A 26,288-nucleotide genomic window follows, 5' to 3' on the forward strand; every position below is an offset into this window, starting at 1 on the left:
ATGGCAGTATTCATGTATGAAGGTCGGACGATGGCCGGTAAACGGAAAAAAGGTAAGATTACAGCATTAACGAAACGGGAGGCGGCAGAACGTCTCCGGACAGAACAAATCGCCGTCACGTCACTTGAGAAACAAGAATCAAAAGGCTTAAATACCGAGATCACATTCTTAACGGCAAAACCGAAAATCGAACACTTAGTCATGTACGCACGTCAATTTGCGACGCTCGTCCGGTCCGGTGTCTCAATCGTTAAAGCGACCGAAATATTACGGAAACAGACCGAATCGAAGCCGCTCGAGCGGGCACTCGTCGAAGTCGAAGATGATTTACGGAGCGGGATTCAATTTTCGCAAGCGATTGAGAAACATCCGCGCGTCTTTGATACATTCTTCGTCAGCATGGCGATGGCGGGTGAGGCGAGCGGGAATTTAGAAGAAGCCCTCGATAACATCGTCACCCAGCTTCAAAAACAGTACGAGATTAAACGGAAAGTCATTTCGGCATTGATTTATCCGGCCGTCGTTTCAATCGTTGCGATTGGTGTCGTCGTCTTCCTGATGTTGAACGTCGTCCCGACGTTCGCGTCGATTTTCGATCAACTCGGAAGTGAACTTCCGTTAATCACGAAACTTGTTGTTGCCGTATCGGACTTTTTTGTCGCTTACTGGTGGGTCTTGTTGCTTGTCGCCTTCGGATTGCTCGGTCTGCTGTATTTTAATTTAAAAAATGAGCGGCAACGGGTCATCTTCGACAGCTTACTGTTAATGTTGCCGGTCTTCGGACCATTGATTCAAAAGTCACAGATTGCTTTGATGACGCGGGGACTCGCTGTATTACTGAATGCATCGGTCCCGATTCTTGCTTCGCTCGACATTACGGAGCGAATCGTCACGAACCGAATCATCCGTAAAGGAATCGCCGGTGCGAATGAAGCGATGTCGCGCGGGATTCCGATGCACGAACCATTAGAAAAAAACAAATATTTCCCACCTCTCGTGACACAGATGATTGCCATCGGGGAGGAGTCCGGGCGCCTGGACTCCATGCTGACAGAGGTCGCAGACTTTTATGAGACGGAAGTTGAAACAACGACGGATCGCTTGAAGTCAATCATCGAGCCGCTGTTGATTGTCGTCCTCGCCGCAATCGTTGGTGTCATCGTCATCGCCGTCGTCGTCCCGATGTTCAAAATCTATTCGGATATCCAGGGCGAATAACAACTGCGAAATCATTTACCTGTTGTCTAAAAAAGACATAATTAACTAAAATTATGGTGCTACTATAATAGTATTCATATGGATAGTATTACCTATACATCGAACTCAGAAAAAAGCACTAGGGAGGAATACTAAAATGTTAGAACGGTTAAAAGAAATTTGGTTAGATGCAAAACAAATGCGCGATGAGCGGGGCTTGACGTTGATCGAGTTACTCGTCGTCGTCGTTATCCTCGGAATTATTGCCGCAATCGCGGTAGTAGCGATTGGCGGATTGATTGAAAACTCACGTAAGGATGCAGTCGTATCCGATGCGAAACAATTAGTAGCGGCAGCGAAGTTGTATACATCTTCAAATCCAGTTCAACCTGGAGAAACTGTGAAAGTTGGTGTTAATGAAAATAAAAAAGCAATCGTAGCAAATGACGTCACAAAAGGTACGACAGCTACGCCGAGAGTAGATTCTTTGAAAAAATATATCGATGATATGAAGGATGCCTTAAATTCTGATAAGGCGTATGAAGATTCATTCGTCACTGTCACTGAGGACAAAGGTACTTATACTTATAAAGTTACTTTAAAAAGTGAGTCTGAAGATTATACTTACTTCACAGGAGCAGCTCCATCAGCACTCAAACGAACTGGTATAGAAGAAAAGAAATAATTTAAATTCCACCCCCACCTCGGGGGTTTTTTTCTGAAGTTTTTTAAGAAAGGAGCCTAACATGACAATCGTTTTTACAGTCTATTTTTTCATTATTGGCATGTTGATCACGTCGTTTACAAATGTCGTCGGACTGCGGATTCCGGTGGGGGAATCGATTGTGCGACCGCGCTCGCATTGCCCGAATTGTGGTCACGTCCTCGGTGCGCTCGAACTGACACCGGTCATCGGCTATCTCGCTTTACGCGGAAAATGCCGTGTCTGCCAACTGCCGATCTCCGCGAAGTATCCGGCGCTGGAACTGCTTGGTGGCGTACTTTACGCCTATGCGTTCTATCAATTCGGATGGTCGATGCAATTCGTGTTGACACTTGTCCTGACGAGCCTGTTATTCATCCTCGTCATGTCGGATCTTGCTTACATGCTCGTCCCGAATAAAATATTACTCTTCTTTTTACCGATTAGTCTGATAGTTCGCTACCTTTCTCCATACGAGAACTGGTATAATCCAATTATTGGCGGAATCGTCGGTTTTAGTTTATTGTTTGCAATTTTTCTCGCATCACGTCAAGGGATGGGCGCAGGGGACGTCAAACTGTTTGGTTTACTCGGTATTTTTCTCGGACCACTCGACGTCGTGATTGCCTTATTCGTCTCGGCACTTGTCGGTTCCGTCATTGGGCTGACATTGCTCGGATTGAAGCGCGTCGAACGCAAGCAACCGATTCCCTTCGTCCCGTCGATTGCGATCGGGACATTACTCACTTATTATTTCGCGGACGATTGGGTGACGTTATACCTCGATCTGTTCCTATGAGAAAGGACGAACCTACATATGGCGCAAGCTAGGCGTAGAGGTACATATATTTATTTCAACTTCACGGATGTCGCCGTCTTCGGCGCCGTCGTCAAGAACGGTGTCATCAAACGACGCGCTGTTGCGTCCCTGCCTGCCGGGACACTCCAAGGTGGATGGTTGCAACCGGAAGCGTCACTTGATTTGATTTTTGACAGCCTGTTGACGAAATTAAAGGTTCCGCGAGGTTCGCAAGCTGTTCTTGCCCTCGATGGTTCACTCGTCCTTGCCCGAAAACTTGAAATCCCGGAGTCGGTCGAGACGAATCAAATCCGCGGGTACTTGTTCATGGAGCTTGGTCACAGTATCGTCCTGCCGTTTGAAGAACCGTACTTCGATTACACTCTGCTCGAAGAAGACGGCAAACGGGAAATCATGCTGTATGCGGCACCGAACGAAGCGATTCAACAATACATGCAATTGTTTAAGCAAAAGCACCTGCGGCTTGTCGCAGCTGAACCGCAACCGCTCGCTACGTTTTTCGGAATCGAGTCGCTCTATGAAGTCGAAGACAGTAGCAGCGTCTTGATTTGGAACGTCAATGCGACGAATCATCAACTGATCATCATCGAAGACAAAGTGCCGCGCTTAATCCGTTCCGTCGATACGTTCAGTTCGAACGTCTGGGAAGTTGAAGTGATGGAGGATCGTCTCCATTACCGGTATCGCTTAGATGACGCACAAGTCGAGATGACGCTTGACGAAATGCTGCTCGAATTTTCACGTGTGCTCGATTTCTATCGGTTTTCGCTCGCACGCGACCAACGGGAAATCAGCCGTGTCATTCTAGCGGGAGACTTCCCGTTCCAGGAGGAGCTCGTCAAACGGTTCGAAGCGAATTTTGATCTCCGACTCGAACAGCTTTCGGAGCAGCTCGAAGTCGCGCCACAACCGATTCCGCGTGCGTATTTACCGCTGATCGGACTCGCGATTCCACAAAAAACTCGAATCAATCTGTTACCAGAGAACGACGTCATGCCGAAGTTTCCGCTCGTCGCGTCGCTCGTCCTGTTGTTATTTGGCGGAATGATTGGCGGCTACTTGTTCTGGCAAACGGACCAGTTCGCGGACCGAATCGAGACGGCAAACAATCAAGTGCAAATCGTTCGTGCCCTTCAAGCGGAATCGGCACAATCAGCAAAACAAGAAATTGCCCAATTGAAGCAGACCGTCGACGGATTAGAGGAGACGCCGCGCCCGGCAGTCCCGACGCTTGAACGGATTACCCGCTACTTACCGGAACGCGGCTACATCTTACAGTTCGCCTATGGTGCCGATCATCTCGTGACGATGAATGCACAATTCGAAACACTGGAAGAGTTGAATGGTTTTTATCGTCAACTCTTGACGGATGACGTCTTTACAGGAGTTTCATTGACAGGTATCACAACGAAGACGATGAACGAAGAGGCAGATGTCGTCACGTCGACGACGATCGACCCGGCAACAGGGGAAGAAATTCCGACGACGACGATTACACCATCGGCTGATGAAAAAACGGAAGAACCGCGTTACATCGGTCAATTCACGTTGTCAGTCTTACCGGCGGAGGTCGTCAAAGGTGAAACGAATGAAGCGAATCCGGATGTACCAAAAGAAGATGGCGAGACGGAGTCGGCAACGCCAGACGGTGAAGTGACACCGGAAGACGGAACAGGCGAAGTCGTCTCGACCGAGATTGAGGAGGTGGAGGATAATTGAAGCGCTATAGTAGTTACCTTCTCCTCGGATTGACGCTCCTGCTCGTAATTGGAGGAGTCGCCTATTTCGGTTATACGACCTATACGACGTACGAAGAATTGAATGAAACGGAAGCGACGCTTGACCGGGAACAGATGGCCCTCGAAATCGCAAAAGCGAATGAGCAAAAAGTCGATGTCGCCGAATCAAGCTTCTTACAGAAAAAAGTGCCTGTCCTCCCGGCGAATGATGACGTCATCGACGCCATCAATGCCTCGAGTCAAATCGCAGGAGTCAAAGTCCAGTCGATTACGTTCAGCCAAACGGATGTTGCACCTGCTCCGGTTGTCGAGTCGACACCGGTCGTCGACGGAGCGATGGCGACAGAGTCTGACATCGATGCGGATGGAGCAGAAGCACCCGTCGCGACGACGGCCGCGACACCGCTTCCGGCATCGTTATCCGTCGAAGCACCATCCTATCTCGAACTGATGGCATTCCTTAAACAAATCGAACGGACGGATCGGATTACGATCTTGCGTCAGATTCAATTGACGGGGCCGGATGAACCGGGTGCCGGAAGTGAGACGATTCTTCTTGACGATGAGATGATGGCGTTTACGATTGAAATCGAGACGTATTACCGACCTGATCTAACACAACTCGTTCCAGATAAGAAGACACCACTCAAGGAGACGACCCCGAAATCAGATCCCTTTGTTGATGTCACAGGAAATTAGTTTGGAAACAAGTGCTTCCCTTCACGGGAGAGGCACTTGTTTTTCGTTATACTACCCGTTGAGTGAATTAAGCTAGTTCGAAATCTATCAGAAAGAGCGTGATACTAATGGTAACGCAACCACCCTTGATTCTTGCTTCGGCGTCTCCGCGCCGGACACAGCTTTTGGACCAAATCGGGATACAGCATGAGGTTCGTCCTGCTGACGTCGTCGAAGAAGCGCCCTATCCGATGGCGCCTGCCGAATACGTCGCCTACTTATCCGACAAAAAAGCACGTGCTGTAGCTAAGGCGGATGAAATCATTCTGGCGGCAGATACCGTCGTGTCGATTGACGGTTTGATTTTGGAAAAACCGCTCAATCGCTTAGCCGCAAAGCAGATGTTGCTTCAATTATCTGGTCGGACCCACCATGTCTTGACGGGCGTGACGATTGTGATGAATGATCATGTCGAAACATTTACCGTGACGACAGAAGTCCGTTTTGCCAAATTGTCGCAGGACTGGATTATGCGCTACACGGAGACGGATGAGCCGTATGATAAAGCCGGTGGATACGGCATCCAGGCGGTCGGAGGATTATTCGTCGAAGCGATTTCAGGCGATTATTATAATGTCGTCGGATTACCGATTCATCCGATTGCGAAACGACTCGAAGCATTCGGAATCAAGCCGGAATTTGCGTAACGCCTATTAAAGAGAGGTCGGATGCAGTGATTGAATTGCCGAAGGATATGATTCAACTAAAAGGGCTGACCCGTGCGACGACAGTCGAATTGCTAGCATGTCTCGTCCGAAGTGGAACGAGAAATCAATCGCCGCTTGAAATCGCGGAAGAATTACTTGATCGTCATCCCTCGTTGATTGAGCTTGAGGCAGCGGGAGTCGGAGGACTGGAGAAGTCACCCGGCGTCGGCAAGGCGAAGGCGCTCCAAATCATGGCGGGACTCGAGCTCGGCCGCCGGCTCGTCACAGAACCGAAGTGGGTCCGACCGGTCGTTCGTTCACCGGAGGATGCAGCGGAGCTGTTGTTAGAAGAGATGCGCCTGTATCAACAGGAACATTTCATCTGTCTGTATTTGAACACGAAAAACGAAGTCATTTCTAAAAAGACGCTCTTTATCGGCGGTCTCAATACGTCGATTGTTCACCCGCGCGACATATTTCGGGAAGCCATCCGCTGTTCGGCGGCCAGCTTCATCGCTGTCCATAATCATCCGTCTGGCGATCCGACGCCAAGCCGGGAAGATATCGAGGTGTCGGAACGGATGGTCGAGGCGGGCAGATTGATTGGAATCAGTTGTATCGATCACCTCGTCATCGGTCACGGACAATTTATTAGTATGAAACAACGCGGATTTATGTAAGAATAACGTCTGAGGGGGAAGTGGACTTCCTGACCTCAGGCGTTTTTATGTTTTGAAAAATAGGTGAACTGTAAACAAGCTGTAACGTTTTAGCGCTTTTCTAAGAGTGCTTTTCCGTTATAATTAGTGGAGTTGTATTTTCAGAGAGGGGTTTTTTGAATAATGTTTGGATCATTTAGCCGTGAAATCGGCATTGACTTAGGTACGGCAAACACGCTCGTTTATGTAAAGGGGCAAGGAATCGTTGTACGCGAACCTTCTGTTGTCGCTTTCCGTACCGATACAGGTAAGATTGAAGCAGTCGGGAACGCAGCGAAAAACATGATTGGACGGACACCGGGCAACGTGACGGCACGACGGCCGATGAAAGATGGCGTAATCGCTGATTATGAAACAACTGCGACGATGATCAAGTACTTCATGGATCAAGCGTCGAAGAAAAAAGGATTGTTCTCTTCGAAGACGAACGTCATGATTTGTGTGCCAAGCGGCATCACATCAGTCGAAAAACGTGCCGTTGAAGATGCAGCAAAACTTGCCGGGGCGCGTGAAGCCTATACGATTGAAGAACCATTCGCAGCGGCAATCGGAGCTGGACTCCCGGTATCTGAACCAACAGGATCGATGGTCGTCGATATCGGTGGCGGAACGACGGAAGTCGCAGTCATCTCGCTTGGCGGCATCGTAACAAGTCAATCAATTCGTGTCGGTGGAGATGAAATGGATGAGTCAATCATTCGTTACATCAAATCGAAATATAACTTGATGATTGGTGAACGGACAGCCGAGACACTCAAGATGACGATCGGTTATGCACGAATCGACGAAGAGTCAGAAAACGAAACGATGGAAATTCGTGGTCGCGACCTCGTCACAGGTCTTCCGAAACAAATCGAAGTAACGAGTGCAGAAATTTGCGACGCGTTATCCGATACGGTCGATGCGATTTTAGCAGGTGTCAAGCACACGCTTGAACAGACACCGCCGGAACTTTCGGCTGATGTCATGGACCGCGGAATCGTCTTGACAGGCGGCGGTGCGCTCCTTAAAAACCTTGATTCTGTCATCGAAGACGAAACACGCATCTTGACGCTTGTTGCTGAAAACGCACTCGATTGTGTCGCAATCGGTACAGGAAAATCACTTGAGATGATGAATGTCCTTCGTTCGAAATCAGGCATCTCACAAAAAAGATAAGGACGGGATGAGCGATGAAGCGATTTTTAAATAATCGAAAACTGCTCATCACACTCCTTAGTTTTCTCCTTTTGGTGATATTGATCGGTATTTCGTTGCAAGGGCGTAACCAATCCCACTGGTATCAAAGTTTTGTCCGTGATACCGTCGGGGTCGGTCAACGTCTTTTCGCGACACCGATTGGCTGGATTGATGATACGGTCACTTCGATTACAGAAGTGCGTGACGTGTATAAGGAAAATGAGTATTTAAAATCACGTTTAAATGACTATGCGGAAAATTCCGTCAAAGTTCGTGATTTAGAACGTGAGAATAAAGAGTTAAAAGATATGCTCGACCTGGGTGGCTCGATTCGCGACTATACGTTACTTCCAGCTGAAATGATTGGTCGCACACCGTCCGAGTGGCAACGTTTCGTGACCGTGAACATCGGCGAACAAAAAGGGGTCAAGTCCAATATGGCCGTCGTGACGGCAGATGGATTGATTGGACGCGTCATTCAGACGAGTGCCTACACTTCGCTCGTTCAGTTGTTATCTGACACGAGTCGTACGAACAATGTCTCAGCTGTTGCGGACGATACAAAAGGAAAAGGGGTCTTCGGAACGATTGAAGGGTTCGATGAGGAAACAAACTTGTTGAAATTCACGAAAATTCCGAATGACGCGAAGTTAAAAAAAGGGCAGATTGTCGCGACATCCGGTCTCGGAGGAAAGTATCCAAGCGGTGTTGTCATCGGCAAAATCGAGGAAGTGAAGTCGGATAAATACGGTGCTTCGAAAATCGCATACGTCAAACCGGCAGCAGACTTCGAACAGTTTGGTCACGTCTTCGTGATTGAACGAGAGGCGGAGGAACCTTTCGCTGAGACCGATAAGGGAGGGGACACTAGTGAATAACGTCAAGTTGTTTTTCGCCGTGTTCCTTCTTTTTATCTTGGAAGGAACGATTTTTGCAGGTCCGCTCGGTGACGGGTCACCGTATGCGGTCCACCTGACTTTGATTGCCTTGATGTTTCTCGGACGCTACGGCAAAATCGAACAGGCACTTGGTTTCGGCTTAGTATTCGGTCTGTTATATGACTTCGTCTATTCCGATATCATCGGTATTTACTTATTTGCGTTATCTGCCATTCCGCTTTTTAGTAGCTTCGTGCTAAAATATGTAAAGGAGAACGTATTGACGATTATCGTCACCTTTACGTTCAGTGCCTTATTATTCGAATTTGATATTTATTTCTTTACGGCTTCGGTCTTAGGTGTCGATGTTCCGTTTAAAGAACTGGCGACACAAATCATTCCGAAGAGTCTCATTGCACAGCTGATCGGGATTATCATTCTGTATTATCCGATGACCCGACTCGTGCAATCCACACTTGACGAGAAAAGAGGATGAGTCATGATTGAACGTAAGCGTTATGTAACGATGAAAGGTCATCGTGGTGGCCTTGCCGTTTATGTAAACGAACGGTGCAGTGTGGATGAATTTCTTGACGACTTAGAATTGACGCTTGCCGATAAATCCGTCGAGAACGGACGCGCCGTACCGATTACGTTCTTCTTTGGGCGACGTTACGTCGACGAAGGTGTCGTGACAGCGGTCGAATCGATTGTCGGACGACATGATTCCTTTTCATTTAACGGGTATGACAGTGAGTGCCTGACGAAAGATGAAGCAAAAGCATTATACGGGGAACGGACCTTCCACTATTTTGGTGGAACTGCTAGGAGCGGTCATGTCCTTGATATTGAAGGGTCCATCGTCGTCATCGGTGACATCAACCCTGGTGCTGTCGTACATGCGACTGGAAGTATCTATTGTCTCGGAGCATTAAGAGGAACGGTTCACGCCGGTAAAGGTGGTAATGATGAAGCAGTCGTCGCTGCAAGTATGCTACAACCGAAGTGGATTTCGATTTCCGACCTTGTCCATGATGAACCGGATGATGCACCGGTACCGGCCTTAGAAATGGGTTGTGCGTTTATAGGGGAAGCGGGAATTGAATTTTCTCGACTCCAAACCGTTCCGCTTGCGCGGATGGATCAGTTTGCGATCGATAGTGAAAGAGGGTGACAGACATGGAACAAGTGAAAGAACAGGTACATAGAGATGCCAAAACGAACGTCGGGCGGGCGATTGTCGTCACGTCTGGTAAAGGTGGCGTCGGGAAAACGACGACGACTGCGAACATCGGAACTGCGCTCGCATTGATGGGCCATTCTGTTTGTCTCGTCGATACGGATATTGGATTACGTAATCTCGATATCGTACTTGGTCTCGATAATCGGAGTATCTATAACATCGTCGACGTCGTGACGGGGCAATGTAAGTTGCACCAAGCACTCGTGCGTGATAAACGTTTTGAAGAGATGTATCTGTTGCCTGCTGCCCAGTCTAAGGACAAATCGTCCGTCACGCCGGAACAGGTGAAAGCGATCATTGACACGTTGAAACTTGAATATGAGTTTGTTTTAATCGATTGCCCTGCTGGAATCGAGCAAGGATTCATGAACGCGATTGCCGGGGCGGATGAAGCCGTCATCGTCACGACACCGGAAAAAGCCGCGGTTCAGGATGCAGACCGAATCATCGGCATGCTCGAACGGTCGGAGCGTGAAATCGTCCCGCGTCTCGTCATCAACCGTGTCCGTTCACATATGATGGCATCAGGGGACATGCTCGACATCGATGAAATCATGCGTATCTTGTCGATCGACCTGCTCGGCTTGATCGTCGACGACGAAGAAGTCATCGCGGCCTCGCACCGTGGCGTCCCGGTGACGATGAACCCGGATAATCGGGCCGGACTCGGTTACCGGAACATCACGCGGCGGATTCTAGGAGAGTCAGTTCCATTACTCGACTTAAACGAACAACCGCAAAAAGGGTTCTTCGTGAAATTGAAAAAAATGCTTGGTATGAAATAAGTTAGGGAAAATAGACGAGAAGAGCTATGTTGCTTCTGGTCTATTTTTTTTGGAGGAATTCGTATGAAATGGATTAGTGAACAAACCCCGTCGCTTGAGCGTGTTGCGTTAGTTGAAGGCGGACGGGTCGTCGAGTACCATGAACGGATGCGAGATGACATTCGTGTCGGTACGCTGCTCTACGCGAAAGTCGATCGGCTGCATCCGACGCTTGAGGCTGCTTTTTTGATTGCGACCGATGGAACACCGCTTTACTTACCGATCAACGAAACATTAGAAACGTTACGCCGTTACCCAGATGTCCCGACAATCGGTCAGGCTGTCCAAGTCGGTCAGACCGTTCTCGTTCAGGTCGTCAAGGAAGGCACGGCACCGAAACAGCATAAAGTGACGCAAAACATCACCTATGGCGGACGCTATCTCGTCTATTTCCCGTATGGTCGGCGTGTCCGCTTCAGCCGGAAACTCGATCTCGTCACGCAGCAACAATTAGCGGAGCTGATTCAGACAAGTGAAATGGAAGGCATCTTATACCGGACGGAAGCATCGCAAGCAGAAGCCGGTGTACTTGAGAAAGAACTGTTCCAGTTACGTGCCCGTCATGAACAAATGCTAAAGCAGGATAACTTAGAACAGGATGAATCATTGATTGTCCAGGAAGCGAAACGGCTCCCGTTCGTCGAAGAAGCCTGTGTATCGAATCGAATGGAAAAAGAACGATTGGAGCAACTCGGATTACGCGTCGATCGTCCTGTATCAAAAGGACGGCTCCCGGAGATGGAGCATGTCGACCGCGTCATCGAGAAAGCGCTCGAAAAAGTCGTTTGGCTCGATGGCGGCGCCTATTTATTGATTGAAGAAGTCGAGACGATGACAGTGATTGACGTCAATAGTGGAAAGATGATTTCCGTCAAAGAGCAAAAGCGGACGTTTGACCAAATCAATGAAGCGGCAGCCGGTGAAATCATGCGCCAATTACGCCTGCGCAACATCAGTGGCATGATTGCCGTCGATTTCCTGCGGGGCTCAAGTAAAGGGCAGACGCGTGTGACGCAATTGCTAAAGGAACGCGCCGCCCAAGAAACGAAGCAAATCGAAGTCTACGGCTTTACGAAGATGGGCCTTTGCGAATTGACGCGGCAACGGCATGGAAAATCGTTACTCGAGCGTTCCATCGTACAAGGGAAGCCGTCGCGGATTGCGATTCACCGGCAACTCGAACCGAAGTTGATTGAAATTGCGACCTATGCGGAAGCAGCAGTCGTCCGCGTGCCGACTGGCGGATTAAGTCCGTTGTTGCTACAAGATGCACCGGTCGAGCTGTTGATTGTCGAAGGCGAAACCGGTATCTTATTTACGGGAACGAAGCAGGAATGTGAAGAATTTATCGGTCGTCAGCAAAAACAATAAGAACGTTATTGACAATAGTCAACTTCATTTGGTATTCTGAATAACGTTAGTTCGTTTGGAAGCACCAAATGACTACAACCGCACAGACCGGGTTTTAAAGCATCCGCTGCCCGTGATGGCGAGTCTGAGTTCCTAAGAGGAGGTGCACGTAATGTACGCAATTATTAAAACTGGTGGTAAACAAGTTAAAGTCGAAGCTGGCCAAGAGATCTACGTTGAGAAATTAAACGCAGACGTCGACAGCACAGTAGAATTCGGCGAAGTCTTGATCCTTGGTGGTGACGATGTTAAAGTCGGCGCTCCACTCGTAGAAGGTGCGAAGGTCGTAGCAACGGTCATCAAACACGCTCGCGCGAAAAAGATCACAGTCTTCAAAATGAAAGCTAAAAAGAACTACCGTCGTAAGCAAGGTCACCGTCAACCTTACACGAAGGTCCGCATCGAGAAAATCGAAGCGTAAGCCATGATACGTGTTAAGATTCGACGAGATGAAGCGGATTTGATCCGCTCCATCGAAGTGACAGGACATGCCGAGTTTGCTGAGCCTGGTCTAGATTTAGTCTGTGCCGGCACTTCAAGCGTGATTTTCGGAGCATACAATGCAATCGAGTCACTACTCGGGCAGGTCCTGCTCCTTGAAATGGCAGAACAACAAGAAGGTGGCTACTTTTATGTAGAGCCGTACGCTGACTTAGCACCGGATGTCAGTGAACGCACCCAATTGTTACTGGAAGCGACATTGGTCCAACTCGGAACCATCGCTGAAAGTTACGGTGAGTATATCCAACTTGAACAAATATAGGAGGTGGATTCCACATGTTGAAACTTAATCTTCAGTTCTTCGCATCGAAAAAAGGGGTAGGTTCGACAAAGAACGGTCGTGACTCGCAATCGAAACGCCTTGGGGCGAAACGTGCAGACGGTCAAACTGTTTCTGCTGGTTCAATCCTCTACCGCCAACGCGGTACGAAGATTCACCCAGGTATGAACGTCGGACGTGGTGGCGATGATACACTTTTCGCAACTGCAACTGGTGTCGTTCGTTTCGAACGTCTTGGACGCGACAAAAAACAAGTCAGCGTTTACCCAGCATAAGTGATCGATGAAGCAGACTCTAGCCACTTTCGGGGGTTAGGGTCTGTTTTTTTAGGAGGGAACGACCGATGAAGGATGAGCAGGTACTTGATCTTTTAAAGACACTTCGTCACGAATGGTTGAATCGATTACAACTCGTTCGTTCGTATAGCGCGATGGGTGACGAGGCGGCGGTTGAATCGATTTGTTCAGTCTATCGCGAGCAAGCGTCACGAGAAGGACGCCTGACGTTGATTGAACTACCGAAAACAGCGCTCACACTTCAACGAGCGGATTGGACAGGCTTGACTGTCGAATATGATGTGATCGAGAAACCGAAGCAGATTGATGACGTACGGCTAGCGAAAATCATCGAGGCTGCGATTGATATGATTGAAGTGGGAGATGGAGAAGTATCCGTGACCTTCCATGAGGGCGTGACCATCGAGGTCTATCGGGATCTACTAGATATGTCGCGCCTTAAGAATCTAGTGACGCCGATGGAAATCGAGTCACAGACAGCCAATGAGTGTGTGATCGAAATTGAAAGTCTTCCTGTAGGGGAAGAGAAGTAATAGGAGGGATCTGACATGTTCGTCGATCAGGTAAATATTTATGTAAAAGCAGGAGATGGTGGACGCGGGCAAGTTGCGTTCCGTCGTGAAAAATATGTTCCAGACGGTGGTCCAGCCGGAGGAGATGGTGGGCACGGTGCTCACGTCGTTCTTGAAGTGGATGAAGGACTTCGTACGTTAATGGACTTCCGTTACAAACGCCATTTTAAAGCCGTTCAAGGTGAAAATGGAATGTCGAAGGGGATGCACGGACGTAAGTCGGAGCACCTCGTCGTTAAAGTACCACCAGGCACGGTCGTCTACGATGATGATACGGATGCAGTCATTGCCGATCTCGTTCATCACGGGCAACAAGCTGTCGTCGCTAAAGGTGGACGTGGTGGACGCGGAAACTCGCGTTTCGCGACACCTGCGAACCCAGCTCCGGAACATGCGGAAAACGGGGAGCCGGGCGAAGAGAAGTACTTGAAACTTGAACTCAAGATGCTCGCTGATGTTGGACTTGTCGGATTCCCGAGTGTCGGGAAATCAACGATGTTATCAATCGTCTCAGCAGCACGTCCGAAAATTGGAGCATATCACTTCACGACAATCACACCGAACATCGGTGTCGTTGAAACGGAAGACAGCCGTAGCTTCATCATGGCCGACTTACCGGGACTCATCGAAGGAGCAAGTGAAGGTGTCGGACTCGGTCACCAATTCCTCCGTCACGTCGAGCGGACGAAAGTCATCGTCCACGTCATCGATATGAGTGGAATGGAAGGGCGCGACCCGGTTGAGGATTACAACATCATCAACAAAGAACTGGCAGACTATAACTTACGTCTGACGGATCGTCCGCAAGTCGTCGTCGCAAACAAGATGGATATGCCGGATGCAGAAGCGAACCTCGAAGCGTTCAAAGAAGCTTTCCCGGACCTCGAAGTCTTTGCAATTTCTGCAGCGACGCGTCAAGGATTGCGTGACCTCTTGTTCCGGATCGCCGATCTCGTCGATGCGACACCAGAATTTGGTCTTGAAGAGCTTGAAGAAAAAGCAGCGACACCACGTGTTGTCTATGGTTACGAAGCACCAGAAGCTGGCTTTACGATTTCGAAAGATGAAGATGATTGCTTCGTCATCCAAGGACCACGGATCGAGAAACTCTTCACGATGACGAACTTCATGCGGGAAGAGTCGATTAAACGATTCGCTCGGACATTACGTCAAATGGGCGTCGATGATGAGCTCCGTAAGTTAGGTGCGATTGATGGGGACGTCGTTCGGATCCGTGACTTCGAATTCGAATTCATCGAGTCTTCGTTCTAAAGATCACGTAAATCATTCATTTAGGAAATGGAGTGTGAAATCATCGTGGACCCACTTCCCGCGATTCCGTTTATCTGGCTGCTCGTGTTATTGGTCATCTCAGCGTTCTTCTCTTCTTCTGAAACTGCTTTATCTAGCGCAAACCGCTTACGGATTTTGCATCAATCAGAAGAAGGCGACCGTCGTGCCTCACAAGCACTGCGCTTGTTCCAACGCTATGAAGAAACGCTGACCGCAATTTTGATTGGCAATACGATTTCGAACCTCGGTGTTGCGATGATTGGGGGATGGCTTGCGATGACGATGTCACCGGAGCCGTTACCACGCGTCGGCATCATTTTCGGAACGTTCTTACTGATTTTGTTATTCGGTGAATTGATTCCGAAATCTTACGCACGGGAACATGCTGAAAAGTACGTCCTCTGGATTAGTCGTCCACTGCGCATGTGCCTGAGTCTCTTCAAACCGGGAGTCTTCTTATTCTTAAAGTTGCGCCACGTTGCACTCGTCCTGATTGGTGCTGATCCGAAAGGACCGCTCGTAACGGAACAAGAACTTCGTGCACTCGTCGACATTAGCGAAGAAGAAGGCGTCATGGATGAAGCAGGGGCTGAGCTTGTCCACCGTGCCGTCGATTTTAAGAACATTACTGTCGAAGAAGCGTTGACACCACGAACAGATATTCAAGCGATTGATATCGATGACAGCTTCGAAGAAATTTTACGTGAGGTACAAAAAGGCGGTTTTTCCCGTCTGCCGGTTTATAAGGACTCGATTGACCATATCATCGGTGTTCTATCCGAACGTGATTTCTTACGCGAGTTCGTCAAAAATGGAACCGTCGACATCCGTGAGTGGATTCGACCGGTATCCTTCGTCGTTCCGCAAACCCATTTGATGGATTTGTTACCTGAACTGAAAGTGAAACAGTCACATATGGCTGTCGTACTTGACGAGTTTGGTGGAACGGCCGGATTAATCACGCTTGAAGATATTTTAGAAGAATTAGTCGGTGAAATTTGGGATGAGCATGATGAATCACTTGAATATACGAAACAGATTGGTGTAAACCGTTTCGAATGTCTCGCAGAGTATGATATTGAAGATTTTTGTGACCAATTCGAGTTGACGATGCCGGAAACAGAAGCCCAGTCGCTGGGCGGCTGGATTATGGAACGTGTCGGTCAAATTCCTGAAGTTGGCACAACGATGACATATGAGCGTGTCACGTTCACGGTACTTCATGTTGAAAACCGCCGTGTCCGAAAAATATTAGCAACATTCGCGTCTGAAGTTGCTGAAACGGTCGAAGAACGATCTTGATCGATTTGGAAGAGGTCTGAATACAACACGTTGATTAAAAGCCGATGATAATAAAGAAGGGATTGCCATCTATCATGGATGTGCAATCCCTTCTTTCAGCGTGTAGACAAAGTGATATCTGAAAATAAAAGTGTCTTTTTTCGTTGCTTTCCTCGGGCGAGGCGCAAGCCGTTGCTCCTTGGTCCTCACGGCCAACGAGCAGGGTCTTGCCTGCCTCTGCAGTGCGTTCCGCGACCCTGCAGCTTTGCTGTAGCGGCGCGGAAGATTGCCGAGGCGAGACAGGGAAGCGCGAACTGTTGCTTCTCGATATCACATTTTTACGTTTCATAAGAGTTTGTCTACAGTCTAAAAGTCGAAGAGGCATATGCAATCATCGCTTAAAAATCAAACGTAATGAAAAACAGTTTCGCCCTGTGCGTAAGAAACGCCGATGTTCCCGCTTTTATGCGGAGTCATCGGCGTTTTCTGTACATACTTTTTCGTTCATGACGGTCAGATGCATGCATTTTGGTTAGACGTCCAACTCAGAAACTAGGATGCCGAGATGATCTAACTTTTCAATTGCTGCTTCAAGCGCCTCATCACTGTCAGCTTCTAACGTATGGATGTGGACACCATCCGTCAGACTCGATAATGGGGTCGCCTGTGTTTCTTCAAGGCGTTCTATTAAAACGCGGACATCACGCCGACTTTTCAGCATCAACTCGCCCGTGATGAAACCGTAGACCGGATGTTCGACGATGACGTCAAGAACGGTGACGCCTTCGTCGACGATGGCGTCACATTCTTCTTTAAGTTGATCGTATCCATGACGGCAGACGATTTTTCGCCGTTTTCGTGAAGAATCATTTTCTAGTTCGTTGAGTAAATACCCGCGAGCCGTAGCTACGACTGGATGACCTTTGGCTTTTAATAACGATAAATCCTGAACGATGACTTGTCGGCTTACACCCGCCTGTTTCGCAAGTGCCGTACCGGTGATCGGATGATCACTATCCTCGATAATCTGTAGGAGTAAGTTTCGCCGTTCTTCTCCAGATTGTCTTCTTCCCATTGCCACTCCTGCCCTTCTTCAAAAAAATCATATATCAAGTGTACATAAGAAATCGATACACCGCTCGACTTCCTCTTTTGTCGTATGAAGTCCAAAACTAAGACGAATCAGGCCGTGTGCTGCCGTTTCATCATACTGGATGGCACGAAGCGTAGAATTCGGTCCATTTTCGCCTGCCCGGCAAGCGCTTCCGGCTGAAACAGCGATTCCAGCCCGGTTCAGGGCAAGTAAAACGAATTGTCCATCCATCCGTTTCGTATGAATGGCACAAATCGATGCCAGTTGATGTGGAGATTCGACGATGTGATAACTCGCATGAGGAAGTCTTTTTTGTAGCATACCACGAAATTTCTGACTTGCGGCTTGGAAGCGAGGATTTTCAGATTGATAGTGCTCACAAGCAGTCAGGAAAGCGACGATTCCCGGGATGTCGACCGTTCCGGGGCGAATTCCAAGCTCGTGGTGGGCAGCGTAGTAAGGGCTAAAGAGCGGACGGCGTAAATAGACGGCACCAAGTCCTTTTGGTCCGTAGACTTTATGACTGCTGCATGTATAGGCATCAAACGAGTCGATTGAGAGGGGGTGTTTGAGAAATCCTTGCACACCGTCACAGTGAAATAAGATGCCTCTCGCCTGACAAAATTGAGCGATTTCTTCAACTGGAAAAATGAAGCCTGTGTCCGAGTTGACGTGTTGAATCGAGACAACACCGACTTCATCCGTGCAGGCGGTCTTGAAGTACGTCCAGTCAAATGAACCATTTGGAAGCAGTGGTAAGAGAATCGTATTTGAGGCGAGCCGCTCCAGTGGCAGGAGAACGGAATCGTGTTCGCAAGCAAGTGTCAAGACAGTTGTCTTTTGACTTTGACGAAGGAGGTGCTGTATCGCAATGTAATTCGCTTCCGAGCCACTACCGGTAAAAACGATATTTCCATCAGTTTGACCGAGTAGAGCTAAGAGCTGTGTACGTGCACGTTCGAGAATTTGTGCTGCTCGATTTCCTATGTCATGAAGTGAAGAACTGTTGCCGTAAGCTTGTTCAGCCGCCAATCGATACTGTTCAATTGCACCAGGGTACATCGGAGTCGTTGCCGCGTAATCTAAATAAATCATAAATGAACCGGATCCTTTCGTCTTGTCACTCGACTAAAAATATGCCAAACTTATTGTCAAGACAATAGTAAACTAAAAAAACAGAGGTGTAAAACAAATGTCTTTACATAAACATTTCGTGACCGATGTCTTGATTGTCGGGACAGGGCTTGCAGCAATCACGGTCGCACTCCACTTACCGGACAATCTGCGCGCATTACTCGTCACGAAAGGAACTAGAAGTGAGACGAACTCGATGCGGGCACAAGGGGGGATTGCTTCTTCGGCGCTCGAGGATGATCACGAGGCACATCGCGCAGATACAGTCCGCGCTGCAAAAGGATGGGTGAACCCTGAAGCCGTGGAGTTCGTAACACGCGAAGGAAGGACAGTGATTTCTGAACTCGAAGCACTGGGTGTCATCTTCGACCGTCAAGAGAATGGTGAGTACGCGGTTGGGCGTGAGGGAGCGCACGGTCTTCCGCGGATATTCCATAGCGGGGGTGACCAGACTGGGTGCCGGATGATGGAAACACTATCTGAAAAAATCACGCATCCAGTCCTTGAGCAGACCGTCATCACACAATTGTTAACGTCTGGCGGACGTGTCGTCGGAGCAGCAGGATATCGCGGCGAAGAGCGGATTGAAATTTCAGCACGTGCCGTCGTCCTGGCGACAGGAGGAATCGGCGGCCTTTTGTCGACTTCGACGAATGATACTACGATCACCGGAGACGGATTAGCACTTGCTGCTGCCGTCGGGGCAAACTTGTCTGATTTAGGGTACGTCCAACACCATCCAACGATTTTAGTCCACCATGGAAAATCCGTTGGCTTAATCACAGAGGCGTTGAGAGGTGCGGGAGCATACTTAATGACGCGCGATGGTCACCGTGTGATGGACAATCATCCGGAAGGGGACTTAGCGGCACGGGACGAAGTGGCGGCTATGATCACGGCAGTCCGAAAACAGGAATCGGTTTACCTCAACACGACACCGGTCGTGCAATTAGCGGAACGCTTCCCGACATTCGTCCAAAAATGTGAAAAATTGAACATAAATCCAAAGCTTGTCGAGGTGACGACCGGTGTCCACTTTTTGATGGGTGGGATTAAAACGGATCTTGCAGGACAAACGTCCGTCGCTGGTTTATATGCAGTCGGCGAGACGGCATCAATCGGATTACACGGCACGAATCGTCTTGCTTCGAACTCGTTGCTTGAATGTTTTGTGATGGGAAAAGCCGTGGCACGGCAGTTACAGCTCGCACCTCGGAGGGCACTCCCTGCATTCCGACCGGTCTTTGGATGTGAGGATGATGTTTTACAGGAGAAGTTGAGTGAAGTCTTAACGGTGGAACTTAAAGAAGACCGTCTTCAAGCCACCCTTGAGCAATTAATGAGCGAGTCGGTTCAGCAAACGGGGCGGCAGGCGGAACAAAATCGATTACACATCATGACGGGACGTCTCCTCCTCGAAGGAGCATTACGTCGATTAAAAGAGGAGCGACAAACGAATGAACAGATGGCACCTGCAGCAACAACTTGAAGGATTTTTAATCGAGGATATCGGACATCAAGACATCACGAGTGAACTTTGTCTGACTGGACACGAGCAAGGGACGGGACGATTCCTTGCGAAAGAGGATGGCATCTTTTGCGGCGTCGCCGTGTTGCGTGAGCTTGCACGATTGCTAGAGGTGACATTCATTCAACAGGTTGAAGATGGACAAGCAATCAAGCGGGGACAAGTTCTTGCGGAATGGACGGGCGACTTGCGTTCAATTCTGAGCGGAGAACGGGTAGCGCTTAATTTGATTCAACGGACGTCAGGTATTGCGACATTGACACGCAGTGCTGTTGACCGGGCAGACGGACGAATTCGCATCGCGGATACACGCAAGACGACACCAGGTCTACGGATGCTTGAAAAACATGCTGTTCGCGTCGGTGGTGGCTTCAATCACCGGGGGCGCCTAGACGACGCCGTGATGATTAAAGATAACCACATCACGGCAGCAGGGTCGATCACGGAGGCAGTCAAACGGGCAAAACGTGCCGTCGGGCATACGACGCCGATCGAAGTCGAAGTCGAGACAGAATCGGAAGTCGACGAAGCGGTCAAAGCCGGTGTCGACATCATCATGCTCGACAACCGAACACCTGCAGAAATCAAACAGCTCCGGCAACTGATCCCATCGCATATCACGGTGGAAATTTCCGGCGGTATTACAGTTGAGACGCTGCCAGACTACGCGGATAGCGGAGCAAATGTCATCTCAGTCGGGGCGTTGACACATTCAGCGCCGGCACTCGATATCAGTATGAAAATTCAAGGAGGAAAAAAAGATGAGCTTTGATTTATTGGCGAATCAAGGGATTCCCGGACAGTACTTAGAAAAAACAGAGGCAGAATTAATAGCAATCATTGAAGGGGTCAAACACCGGATGGGCAGTCGGTTGTTTTTGCCGGCGCACCATTATCAAAAGGATGAAGTCGTCCAGTTTGCTGACGCGACAGGGGACTCGCTTCAACTGGCGCAAATCGCGAAACAGATGACGGAGGCCGAGTATACCGTTTTTTGTGGTGTCCATTTCATGGCAGAAACCGCTGATATGTTAACACAGCCTGAACATACGGTCGTCTTGCCCGACATGCGTGCCGGCTGTTCGATGGCGGACATGGCGAACGGCTATCAAACGGAACGCGCCTATGCCTATCTCGTCAATCGGCTCGGTGACTCGATTTTACCTTTGACCTACGTCAACTCGACAGCAGAAATCAAAGCGTTCGTCGGACGCCATGGGGGAGCGACGGTGACTTCATCGAATGCTGTCAAGATGGTCGAATGGGCGCTTGCGGAACGAAATATCCTGTTTTTCCTGCCGGATCAACATTTAGGACGAAACACGGCGCATGCGCTCGGGATTCCGCTCGAACAGATGGCGGTCTGGGATCCGATTAACGATGAGTTGGTGTTTGACGGGGAGGATTCGGACATCCGCGTCATTTTGTGGAAAGGACATTGTTCGGTCCACGAAAAGTTCACGGTCGGTCAAATTGAACAGTTCCGGCTGACGGATCCGGCACGCCGGATTCTCGTCCATCCAGAATGCTCGTTTGAGGTCGTCGAAGCAGCAGATTTAAACGGTTCGACAGCCTATATCATCAATCAGGTGAAGCAGGCGGCAGCCGGCACGAAATGGGCGATCGGAACAGAGATGAATCTCGTCAACCGGTTGGCGCAGGACTTTCCGGAGCAAGATATCGTATCCCTCAATCCATTCATGTGTCCCTGCTTGACGATGAACCGGATTGATTTACCACACCTCGCCTGGTCACTCGAACAAGTCGAGCGTGGCACACCTGTCAACATCATCAGCGTCGATGCCGAGACGACGGAATATGCCGTCTTGGCACTGGAGCGGATGCTCGACCGATCATAAATCAGACAGCGCCTTGCCGATTAAACTCATCGGTGAGGCGTTTTTTGTCGGAAGAACATTTTGAAGCAAATCAGAGTTATATGCTACAATAGCACGAGAGTTTGTAATTGGATGGGAGCGTTCTAAATTGATAGAATTCGTACGCGGCGAGGTCGCTTATGTCTGTGCGGAATTCGTGACGATCGAAGTCGGGGGGATTGGCTACAAAATCGTAGCACCGAACCCGTTTTTTTATCGGACCGGAGACGAACAGGTTATCGTATATACGTATCATTATGTGAGAGAAGATCAAGAAGTATTGTTCGGATTCCGTTCACGACGCGAACGCGCATTGTTCACGAAATTGCTTGGTGTGACAGGAATTGGTCCAAAAGGGGCACTCGCAATCGTCGCATCAGGAAATGTTGACGCGCTTGTAGAAGCGATTGAACAGGAAAAAGAAAGTTACCTCATCAAGTTCCCGGGCGTCGGTAAAAAGACGGCGAAACAGATGACACTTGATTTAAAAGGAAAATTAGCCGAGCTCGCTCCGGATTATGTACCGAGCGAAGGGCTGTTCGCCCAAAGTAATGCCGAGTTGAACGAAGCATGTGAAGCCTTGACGGCTCTCGGGTACAGTGACCGTGAAGTCGAAAAAGTCAAGAAGGCGCTTCAAGCCGAAGTGCTCTCAACGGATCAATATGTCAAGCGGGCCCTTCAGTTGTTATTGAATGTGAGGTGAGGACAAAATGGAAGAGCGGATTTTATCAGAATCAGCCCATGCAGAAGATCAAGAAGAGTGGAGTCTACGTCCGCAAACACTTGATCAGTACATCGGTCAAGAGAAGGCAAAAGGAAACTTAAGTGTCTTCATCGAAGCGGCGAAGATTCGTCAAGAGACGCTCGATCACGTTCTGCTTTATGGCCCTCCTGGTCTCGGAAAGACGACACTTGCGACGATCATCGCCAATGAGATGGGCGTCGGTGTCAAGACGACAGCAGGACCGGCAATCGAGCGACCGGGTGACTTAGCAGCAATCCTCTCGTCACTCGAACCGGGAGATGTCTTATTCATCGATGAAATTCATCGGCTCAGTCGTTCAATCGAAGAAATTCTGTATCCGGCGATGGAAGATTATTGCCTTGATATCGTGATCGGACAAGGCGAACTGGCCCGCAGTGTCCGGATTGACTTGCCACCGTTTACGCTCGTCGGTGCGACGACGCGGGCCGGGATGCTGTCTGCCCCGCTCCGTGACCGCTTCGGTGTGACACTGAAACTTGAGTATTACACGATGCCGGAGCTCTCAGCGATTGTTACCCGGACGTCACGTCTATTCGGATTTGAAGCAGACCGGATGGCGGCGGAAGCCATCGCGCTCCGCTCGCGTGGAACGCCACGGGTCGCCAATCGCTTATTACGCCGGGTGCGTGATTTTGCCCAGGTCGCCCATCAAACAGAAATCGATGCGACACTCGCGACGAGTGCACTCGACCGGCTCCATGTCGATGCGCTCGGACTGGATGATGTCGATCACCGGTTACTCCGTTCACTCGCTGAACGGTTTGCTGGCGGACCCGTCGGACTCGAAACGATTGCCGCAACGATCGGGGAGGACGCACAGACGATTGAAGACGTCTACGAACCGTACCTGTTACAACAAGGATTTTTACAACGAACCCCACGCGGTCGTGTCTTGACACCGTTCGCGCGGCAACATTTAGGATTGAAAGAAGGAAATTGACTCATGGATGTAAACTTATTTGATTTTCATTTGCCGGAAGAACAGATTGCCCAAGTTCCCTTACTCGACCGGACGAGCTCGAAGCTGATGGTGATTGACCGCGAGACGGGAGCGTTACGTCACGAACGGTTCCATGATATCGTCTCGCATTTCAATGCGGGCGACACGCTCGTCATCAATGATACAAAAGTCTTACCAGCCCGTTTGTTTGGTGTCAAAGAAGAAACCGGTGGAAAAATCGAGCTGTTGTTATTGAAGCAGACGAGTGATGATGTCTGGGAGACGCTCGCAAAACCAGCGAAACGTGTGAAGCCGGGAACGGTGATTACGTTTGGTGACGGCTTACTTAAAGCTGAATGCGTCGAAGCGCTCGACGATGGCGGACGAATTTTGAAGTTCTCGTATGACGGTATCTTTTATGAAGTCCTCGACGAGCTCGGGACGATGCCGCTTCCACCTTATATTCACGAGCAACTCGACGATCAAGATCGTTACCAGACGGTGTATGCGCGCGAACGCGGGAGTGCTGCGGCACCGACTGCTGGACTCCACTTCACACCGGAATTGCTGAAAGCATTGACGGATAAAGGCGTTACACTAGCACCGCTCACGTTACATGTCGGTCTCGGTACGTTCCGTCCGGTTTCGGTCGATGACGTCGACAGTCATAAGATGCATAGTGAATATTATGAACTGCCGGAAAGTTCAGCAGCAATTTTACGTGAGACACGAGCGCGCGGCGGACGGATCATCGCGGTCGGAACGACGTCGACGCGGACACTTGAGACAGTTATCCGTGATCATGGTGACTTCGTCGAAGCGACTGGCTGGACGGACATCTTTATTTACCCGGGGCAGGAAGTGAAGGCGATCGATGGTTTGATTACGAATTTCCATTTGCCGAAGTCGACGTTAATCATGCTTGTCTCCGCACTGTCGACCCGCGAACACATTTTACACGCATACGAAGAAGCCGTCGCAAACGGATACCGATTCTTTAGTTTCGGTGACGCGATGTTCTTAACAAGAGAGGAATTAAACCGATGACAAAACACGCAGTAACATACGAACACATTAAGACATGTAAACAATCAGGTGCGCGGTTAGGAATCGTCCACACGCCGCACGGTAGCTTCGAAACACCTGTCTTCATGCCAGTCGGAACGCAAGCGACGGTCAAGACGATGGCACCGGAACAAATCAAGGACATGAACGCAAACATCATTCTCTCGAACACCTATCATCTCTGGGTTCGTCCGGGGCACGACGTCATCAAAGAAGCAGGCGGTCTACACAAGTTCATGAACTGGGATGGCGCGATTTTAACGGATTCTGGTGGTTTCCAGGTCTTCTCACTCGCTGACCTCCGGAACATCACGGAAGAAGGCGTCCACTTCCGGAATCACTTGAACGGGGACAAGCTGTTCCTCTCACCGGAAAAAGCGATGGAGATTCAAAACGCACTCGGTTCAGACATCATGATGGCGTTTGACGAATGTCCGCCGTTCCCGGCGTCACACGAATACATGAAAGCATCGGTCGAACGGACAAGTCGCTGGGCAGAACGTTGCTTGACGGCGCATGAACGGCCGCAAGATCAAGCCTTGTTCGGGATCATCCAAGGGGGCGAGTACGAAGACTTACGTCGTCAAAGCGCACGTGACCTTGCATCACTCGACTTCCCAGGCTATGCCGTCGGTGGTTTGTCTGTCGGAGAACCGAAAGATGTCATGTACCGGGCGCTCGAATTCACGACGCCACTCATGCCGGAAGATAAACCACGTTACTTGATGGGTGTCGGATCACCGGATGCCTTGATTGAAGGGGCGATTCGCGGTATCGATATGTTCGACTGTGTCTTACCGACGCGGATTGCGCGTAACGGAACGTTGATGACATCAAGCGGCCGGCTTGTCGTCCGTAATGCGAAATATGCACGCGATTTCCGTCCGCTCGACGAAAAGTGTGATTGCTATGCATGTAAAAATTACTCACGTGCCTACATCCACCACTTGATTCGTGCCCAGGAAACGTTCGGTTTACATCTCTGTTCGACACATAACCTTCACTTCCTCGTCAAATTGATGGAGGGCGTTCGCCAAGCGATTCGAGAGGACCGTTTACTTGATTTCAAGGATGAGTTCTTCGAAGAATACGGTTATAATTTACCAAACGCAAAGAATTTCTGAGTTATCATCTGACAAATCAATCGTTTCAAGGTATAATGAACGTGATTTGAATGAAAAGGAGCTGAGTCAGATGCAACAACTAATCACATTCCTCCCGATGATTTTGATCTTCGTGGTGTTCTATTTCTTGTTGATTCGTCCACAGAACAAACGCCAGAAGCAAGTCCGTGAAATGCAAACGCAATTATCACGCGGCGACACGGTCGTTACAATCGGTGGACTCCACGGAGTCGTACAAAAGGTTGATGAAACGACAGTTACATTAAAATCAGGGAATTCCCAATTGACGTTCAATCGTAGTGCAGTCGCGGAAGTTACAAAAAAATCAACGACTGTCATGGACGACGAAACCGTCGAATAAGGCAAGAAAAAGACGCTTTCCGAATTTCGGAGCGTCTTTTCTGTCTTTATATGAGAAAAACGATTGCTATGATTACCAAT

The 26,288-nt window shown here is 49.3% G+C and carries 29 protein-coding genes and 1 other annotated feature; of the genes, 27 read left to right on the plus strand and 2 right to left on the minus strand.

Annotated elements, in window-relative coordinates:
• From KNQ05_RS02520 to KNQ05_RS02610, 19 genes are all read left to right on the plus strand, one after another.
• Entirely contained in the window at positions 1-1,218 is a 1,218-nt protein-coding gene (locus tag KNQ05_RS02520) for a type II secretion system F family protein (protein ID WP_088837541.1), read from the plus strand.
• A 136-nt stretch (positions 1,219-1,354) separates the two neighbouring features.
• Entirely contained in the window at positions 1,355-1,882 is a 528-nt protein-coding gene (locus tag KNQ05_RS02525; protein WP_088837540.1) for a type II secretion system protein, read from the plus strand.
• Positions 1,883-1,943: 61 nt separating this feature from the next.
• Positions 1,944-2,699: a prepilin peptidase gene (locus tag KNQ05_RS02530; protein ID WP_088837539.1), complete on the plus strand. Its 756-nt coding sequence runs from the start codon at positions 1,944-1,946 to the stop codon at positions 2,697-2,699.
• 18 nt (positions 2,700-2,717) lie between these two features.
• Complete coding sequence (locus tag KNQ05_RS02535) at positions 2,718-4,439, plus strand: type IV pilus biogenesis protein PilM (protein WP_088837538.1); 1,722 nt, start codon at positions 2,718-2,720, stop codon at positions 4,437-4,439.
• Positions 4,436-5,158 (plus strand): hypothetical protein, encoded by a 723-nt coding sequence (locus KNQ05_RS02540; protein ID WP_214766489.1) that lies wholly within the window; start codon positions 4,436-4,438, stop codon positions 5,156-5,158. Before KNQ05_RS02535 ends, KNQ05_RS02540 begins: the two co-directional genes overlap by 4 nt.
• 107 nt (positions 5,159-5,265) lie before the next feature.
• The gene (locus KNQ05_RS02545; RefSeq protein ID WP_088837536.1) at positions 5,266-5,844 is read left to right on the plus strand and encodes a Maf family protein; all 579 of its coding nucleotides are present in this window, start codon (positions 5,266-5,268) and stop codon (positions 5,842-5,844) included.
• A 47-nt stretch (positions 5,845-5,891) separates the two neighbouring features.
• A complete protein-coding gene (radC, locus tag KNQ05_RS02550) occupies positions 5,892-6,524 on the plus strand; it encodes a RadC family protein (RefSeq protein WP_204251439.1) in 633 nt (210 codons plus the stop codon).
• Between the two features lie 162 nt (positions 6,525-6,686).
• The gene (locus KNQ05_RS02555; protein WP_029331054.1) at positions 6,687-7,721 is read left to right on the plus strand and encodes a rod shape-determining protein; all 1,035 of its coding nucleotides are present in this window, start codon (positions 6,687-6,689) and stop codon (positions 7,719-7,721) included.
• A gap of 14 nt (positions 7,722-7,735) precedes the next feature.
• Positions 7,736-8,620, plus strand: a complete 885-nt coding sequence (mreC, locus tag KNQ05_RS02560; protein ID WP_088837534.1) for a rod shape-determining protein MreC — start codon at positions 7,736-7,738, stop codon at positions 8,618-8,620.
• Complete coding sequence (mreD, locus tag KNQ05_RS02565; protein WP_088837533.1) at positions 8,613-9,116, plus strand: rod shape-determining protein MreD; 504 nt, start codon at positions 8,613-8,615, stop codon at positions 9,114-9,116. Before mreC ends, mreD begins: the two co-directional genes overlap by 8 nt.
• A gap of 3 nt (positions 9,117-9,119) precedes the next feature.
• Positions 9,120-9,794, plus strand: a complete 675-nt coding sequence (locus KNQ05_RS02570) for a septum site-determining protein MinC (RefSeq protein ID WP_088837532.1) — start codon at positions 9,120-9,122, stop codon at positions 9,792-9,794.
• A 5-nt stretch (positions 9,795-9,799) separates the two neighbouring features.
• Positions 9,800-10,648 carry a septum site-determining protein MinD gene (gene minD / locus KNQ05_RS02575; protein WP_051667297.1) on the plus strand — a complete coding sequence of 283 codons (849 nt, stop codon included), beginning with the start codon at positions 9,800-9,802 and terminating at the stop codon, positions 10,646-10,648.
• Between the two features lie 63 nt (positions 10,649-10,711).
• Positions 10,712-12,058, plus strand: coding sequence for a ribonuclease E/G (locus tag KNQ05_RS02580; RefSeq protein WP_088837531.1), 1,347 nt, complete (start codon positions 10,712-10,714; stop codon positions 12,056-12,058).
• 66 nt (positions 12,059-12,124) lie between these two features.
• Positions 12,125-12,194: a sequence feature (ribosomal protein L21 leader region), on the plus strand.
• Positions 12,195-12,209: 15 nt separating this feature from the next.
• Positions 12,210-12,518, plus strand: coding sequence for a 50S ribosomal protein L21 (gene rplU, locus KNQ05_RS02585; protein ID WP_012370978.1), 309 nt, complete (start codon positions 12,210-12,212; stop codon positions 12,516-12,518).
• Between the two features lie 3 nt (positions 12,519-12,521).
• Positions 12,522-12,860, plus strand: coding sequence for a ribosomal-processing cysteine protease Prp (locus KNQ05_RS02590; protein ID WP_029331048.1), 339 nt, complete (start codon positions 12,522-12,524; stop codon positions 12,858-12,860).
• 14 nt (positions 12,861-12,874) lie between these two features.
• Positions 12,875-13,153: a 50S ribosomal protein L27 gene (rpmA, locus tag KNQ05_RS02595; RefSeq protein WP_012370976.1), complete on the plus strand. Its 279-nt coding sequence runs from the start codon at positions 12,875-12,877 to the stop codon at positions 13,151-13,153.
• Between the two features lie 68 nt (positions 13,154-13,221).
• Complete coding sequence (locus tag KNQ05_RS02600; protein ID WP_029331047.1) at positions 13,222-13,707, plus strand: Spo0B domain-containing protein; 486 nt, start codon at positions 13,222-13,224, stop codon at positions 13,705-13,707.
• 15 nt (positions 13,708-13,722) lie between these two features.
• On the plus strand, positions 13,723-15,018 hold the full coding sequence (obgE, locus tag KNQ05_RS02605; RefSeq protein WP_029331046.1) for a GTPase ObgE: 1,296 nt from the start codon (positions 13,723-13,725) through the stop codon (positions 15,016-15,018).
• Positions 15,019-15,063: 45 nt separating this feature from the next.
• Positions 15,064-16,341, plus strand: coding sequence for a hemolysin family protein (locus tag KNQ05_RS02610; RefSeq protein WP_088837530.1), 1,278 nt, complete (start codon positions 15,064-15,066; stop codon positions 16,339-16,341).
• 511 nt (positions 16,342-16,852) lie between these two features.
• Here KNQ05_RS02610 and KNQ05_RS02615 read toward each other — a convergent pair.
• Positions 16,853-17,395 (minus strand): transcription repressor NadR, encoded by a 543-nt coding sequence (locus KNQ05_RS02615; protein ID WP_088837529.1) that lies wholly within the window; start codon positions 17,393-17,395, stop codon positions 16,853-16,855.
• Between the two features lie 27 nt (positions 17,396-17,422).
• The gene (locus tag KNQ05_RS02620) at positions 17,423-18,508 is read right to left on the minus strand and encodes a cysteine desulfurase family protein (protein ID WP_088837528.1); all 1,086 of its coding nucleotides are present in this window, start codon (positions 18,506-18,508) and stop codon (positions 17,423-17,425) included.
• Between the two features lie 97 nt (positions 18,509-18,605).
• Between KNQ05_RS02620 and KNQ05_RS02625 the strand changes: the two genes are divergently transcribed.
• From KNQ05_RS02625 to yajC, 8 genes are all read left to right on the plus strand, one after another.
• Positions 18,606-20,036, plus strand: coding sequence for an L-aspartate oxidase (locus KNQ05_RS02625; protein ID WP_214804390.1), 1,431 nt, complete (start codon positions 18,606-18,608; stop codon positions 20,034-20,036).
• Positions 20,005-20,847 (plus strand): carboxylating nicotinate-nucleotide diphosphorylase, encoded by an 843-nt coding sequence (gene nadC, locus KNQ05_RS02630; protein ID WP_214766480.1) that lies wholly within the window; start codon positions 20,005-20,007, stop codon positions 20,845-20,847. The genes KNQ05_RS02625 and nadC overlap by 32 nt, the downstream gene beginning before the upstream one ends.
• On the plus strand, positions 20,837-21,934 hold the full coding sequence (nadA, locus tag KNQ05_RS02635; RefSeq protein WP_214766478.1) for a quinolinate synthase NadA: 1,098 nt from the start codon (positions 20,837-20,839) through the stop codon (positions 21,932-21,934). Before nadC ends, nadA begins: the two co-directional genes overlap by 11 nt.
• A gap of 127 nt (positions 21,935-22,061) precedes the next feature.
• Complete coding sequence (ruvA, locus tag KNQ05_RS02640) at positions 22,062-22,655, plus strand: Holliday junction branch migration protein RuvA (RefSeq protein ID WP_029331039.1); 594 nt, start codon at positions 22,062-22,064, stop codon at positions 22,653-22,655.
• Positions 22,656-22,662: 7 nt separating this feature from the next.
• Positions 22,663-23,658, plus strand: coding sequence for a Holliday junction branch migration DNA helicase RuvB (ruvB, locus tag KNQ05_RS02645; protein ID WP_088837524.1), 996 nt, complete (start codon positions 22,663-22,665; stop codon positions 23,656-23,658).
• Between the two features lie 3 nt (positions 23,659-23,661).
• Entirely contained in the window at positions 23,662-24,705 is a 1,044-nt protein-coding gene (queA, locus tag KNQ05_RS02650; protein WP_088837523.1) for a tRNA preQ1(34) S-adenosylmethionine ribosyltransferase-isomerase QueA, read from the plus strand.
• Entirely contained in the window at positions 24,702-25,847 is a 1,146-nt protein-coding gene (gene tgt, locus KNQ05_RS02655) for a tRNA guanosine(34) transglycosylase Tgt (RefSeq protein WP_088837522.1), read from the plus strand. The genes queA and tgt overlap by 4 nt, the downstream gene beginning before the upstream one ends.
• 70 nt (positions 25,848-25,917) lie before the next feature.
• On the plus strand, positions 25,918-26,208 hold the full coding sequence (gene yajC, locus KNQ05_RS02660; protein ID WP_029331035.1) for a preprotein translocase subunit YajC: 291 nt from the start codon (positions 25,918-25,920) through the stop codon (positions 26,206-26,208).
• The last annotated feature ends 80 nt before the right edge of the window (positions 26,209-26,288 follow it).

Source organism: Exiguobacterium sp. s125, assembly GCF_018618605.1.
GTDB lineage: Bacteria > Bacillota > Bacilli > Exiguobacteriales > Exiguobacteriaceae > Exiguobacterium_A > Exiguobacterium_A oxidotolerans.

What these genes read in the sequence shown, in the direction of transcription:
- KNQ05_RS02520 (WP_088837541.1), top strand. Translation starts at nt 1, where the DNA reads ATGGCAGTATTCATGTATGAAGGTCGGACGATGGCCGGTAAACGGAAA.
- KNQ05_RS02525 (WP_088837540.1), top strand. Translation starts at nt 1,355, where the DNA reads ATGTTAGAACGGTTAAAAGAAATTTGGTTAGATGCAAAACAAATGCGC.
- KNQ05_RS02530 (WP_088837539.1), top strand. Translation starts at nt 1,944, where the DNA reads ATGACAATCGTTTTTACAGTCTATTTTTTCATTATTGGCATGTTGATC.
- KNQ05_RS02535 (WP_088837538.1), top strand. Translation starts at nt 2,718, where the DNA reads ATGGCGCAAGCTAGGCGTAGAGGTACATATATTTATTTCAACTTCACG.
- KNQ05_RS02545 (WP_088837536.1), top strand. Translation starts at nt 5,266, where the DNA reads ATGGTAACGCAACCACCCTTGATTCTTGCTTCGGCGTCTCCGCGCCGG.
- radC (WP_204251439.1), top strand. Translation starts at nt 5,892, where the DNA reads ATGATTCAACTAAAAGGGCTGACCCGTGCGACGACAGTCGAATTGCTA.
- KNQ05_RS02555 (WP_029331054.1), top strand. Translation starts at nt 6,687, where the DNA reads ATGTTTGGATCATTTAGCCGTGAAATCGGCATTGACTTAGGTACGGCA.
- mreC (WP_088837534.1), top strand. Translation starts at nt 7,736, where the DNA reads ATGAAGCGATTTTTAAATAATCGAAAACTGCTCATCACACTCCTTAGT.
- KNQ05_RS02570 (WP_088837532.1), top strand. Translation starts at nt 9,120, where the DNA reads ATGATTGAACGTAAGCGTTATGTAACGATGAAAGGTCATCGTGGTGGC.
- minD (WP_051667297.1), top strand. Translation starts at nt 9,800, where the DNA reads ATGGAACAAGTGAAAGAACAGGTACATAGAGATGCCAAAACGAACGTC.
- KNQ05_RS02580 (WP_088837531.1), top strand. Translation starts at nt 10,712, where the DNA reads ATGAAATGGATTAGTGAACAAACCCCGTCGCTTGAGCGTGTTGCGTTA.
- rplU (WP_012370978.1), top strand. Translation starts at nt 12,210, where the DNA reads ATGTACGCAATTATTAAAACTGGTGGTAAACAAGTTAAAGTCGAAGCT.
- KNQ05_RS02590 (WP_029331048.1), top strand. Translation starts at nt 12,522, where the DNA reads ATGATACGTGTTAAGATTCGACGAGATGAAGCGGATTTGATCCGCTCC.
- rpmA (WP_012370976.1), top strand. Translation starts at nt 12,875, where the DNA reads ATGTTGAAACTTAATCTTCAGTTCTTCGCATCGAAAAAAGGGGTAGGT.
- KNQ05_RS02600 (WP_029331047.1), top strand. Translation starts at nt 13,222, where the DNA reads ATGAAGGATGAGCAGGTACTTGATCTTTTAAAGACACTTCGTCACGAA.
- obgE (WP_029331046.1), top strand. Translation starts at nt 13,723, where the DNA reads ATGTTCGTCGATCAGGTAAATATTTATGTAAAAGCAGGAGATGGTGGA.
- KNQ05_RS02615 (WP_088837529.1), bottom strand. Translation starts at nt 17,395, where the DNA reads ATGGGAAGAAGACAATCTGGAGAAGAACGGCGAAACTTACTCCTACAG.
- KNQ05_RS02620 (WP_088837528.1), bottom strand. Translation starts at nt 18,508, where the DNA reads ATGATTTATTTAGATTACGCGGCAACGACTCCGATGTACCCTGGTGCA.
- KNQ05_RS02625 (WP_214804390.1), top strand. Translation starts at nt 18,606, where the DNA reads ATGTCTTTACATAAACATTTCGTGACCGATGTCTTGATTGTCGGGACA.
- nadC (WP_214766480.1), top strand. Translation starts at nt 20,005, where the DNA reads ATGAACAGATGGCACCTGCAGCAACAACTTGAAGGATTTTTAATCGAG.
- nadA (WP_214766478.1), top strand. Translation starts at nt 20,837, where the DNA reads ATGAGCTTTGATTTATTGGCGAATCAAGGGATTCCCGGACAGTACTTA.
- ruvB (WP_088837524.1), top strand. Translation starts at nt 22,663, where the DNA reads ATGGAAGAGCGGATTTTATCAGAATCAGCCCATGCAGAAGATCAAGAA.
- queA (WP_088837523.1), top strand. Translation starts at nt 23,662, where the DNA reads ATGGATGTAAACTTATTTGATTTTCATTTGCCGGAAGAACAGATTGCC.
- tgt (WP_088837522.1), top strand. Translation starts at nt 24,702, where the DNA reads ATGACAAAACACGCAGTAACATACGAACACATTAAGACATGTAAACAA.
- yajC (WP_029331035.1), top strand. Translation starts at nt 25,918, where the DNA reads ATGCAACAACTAATCACATTCCTCCCGATGATTTTGATCTTCGTGGTG.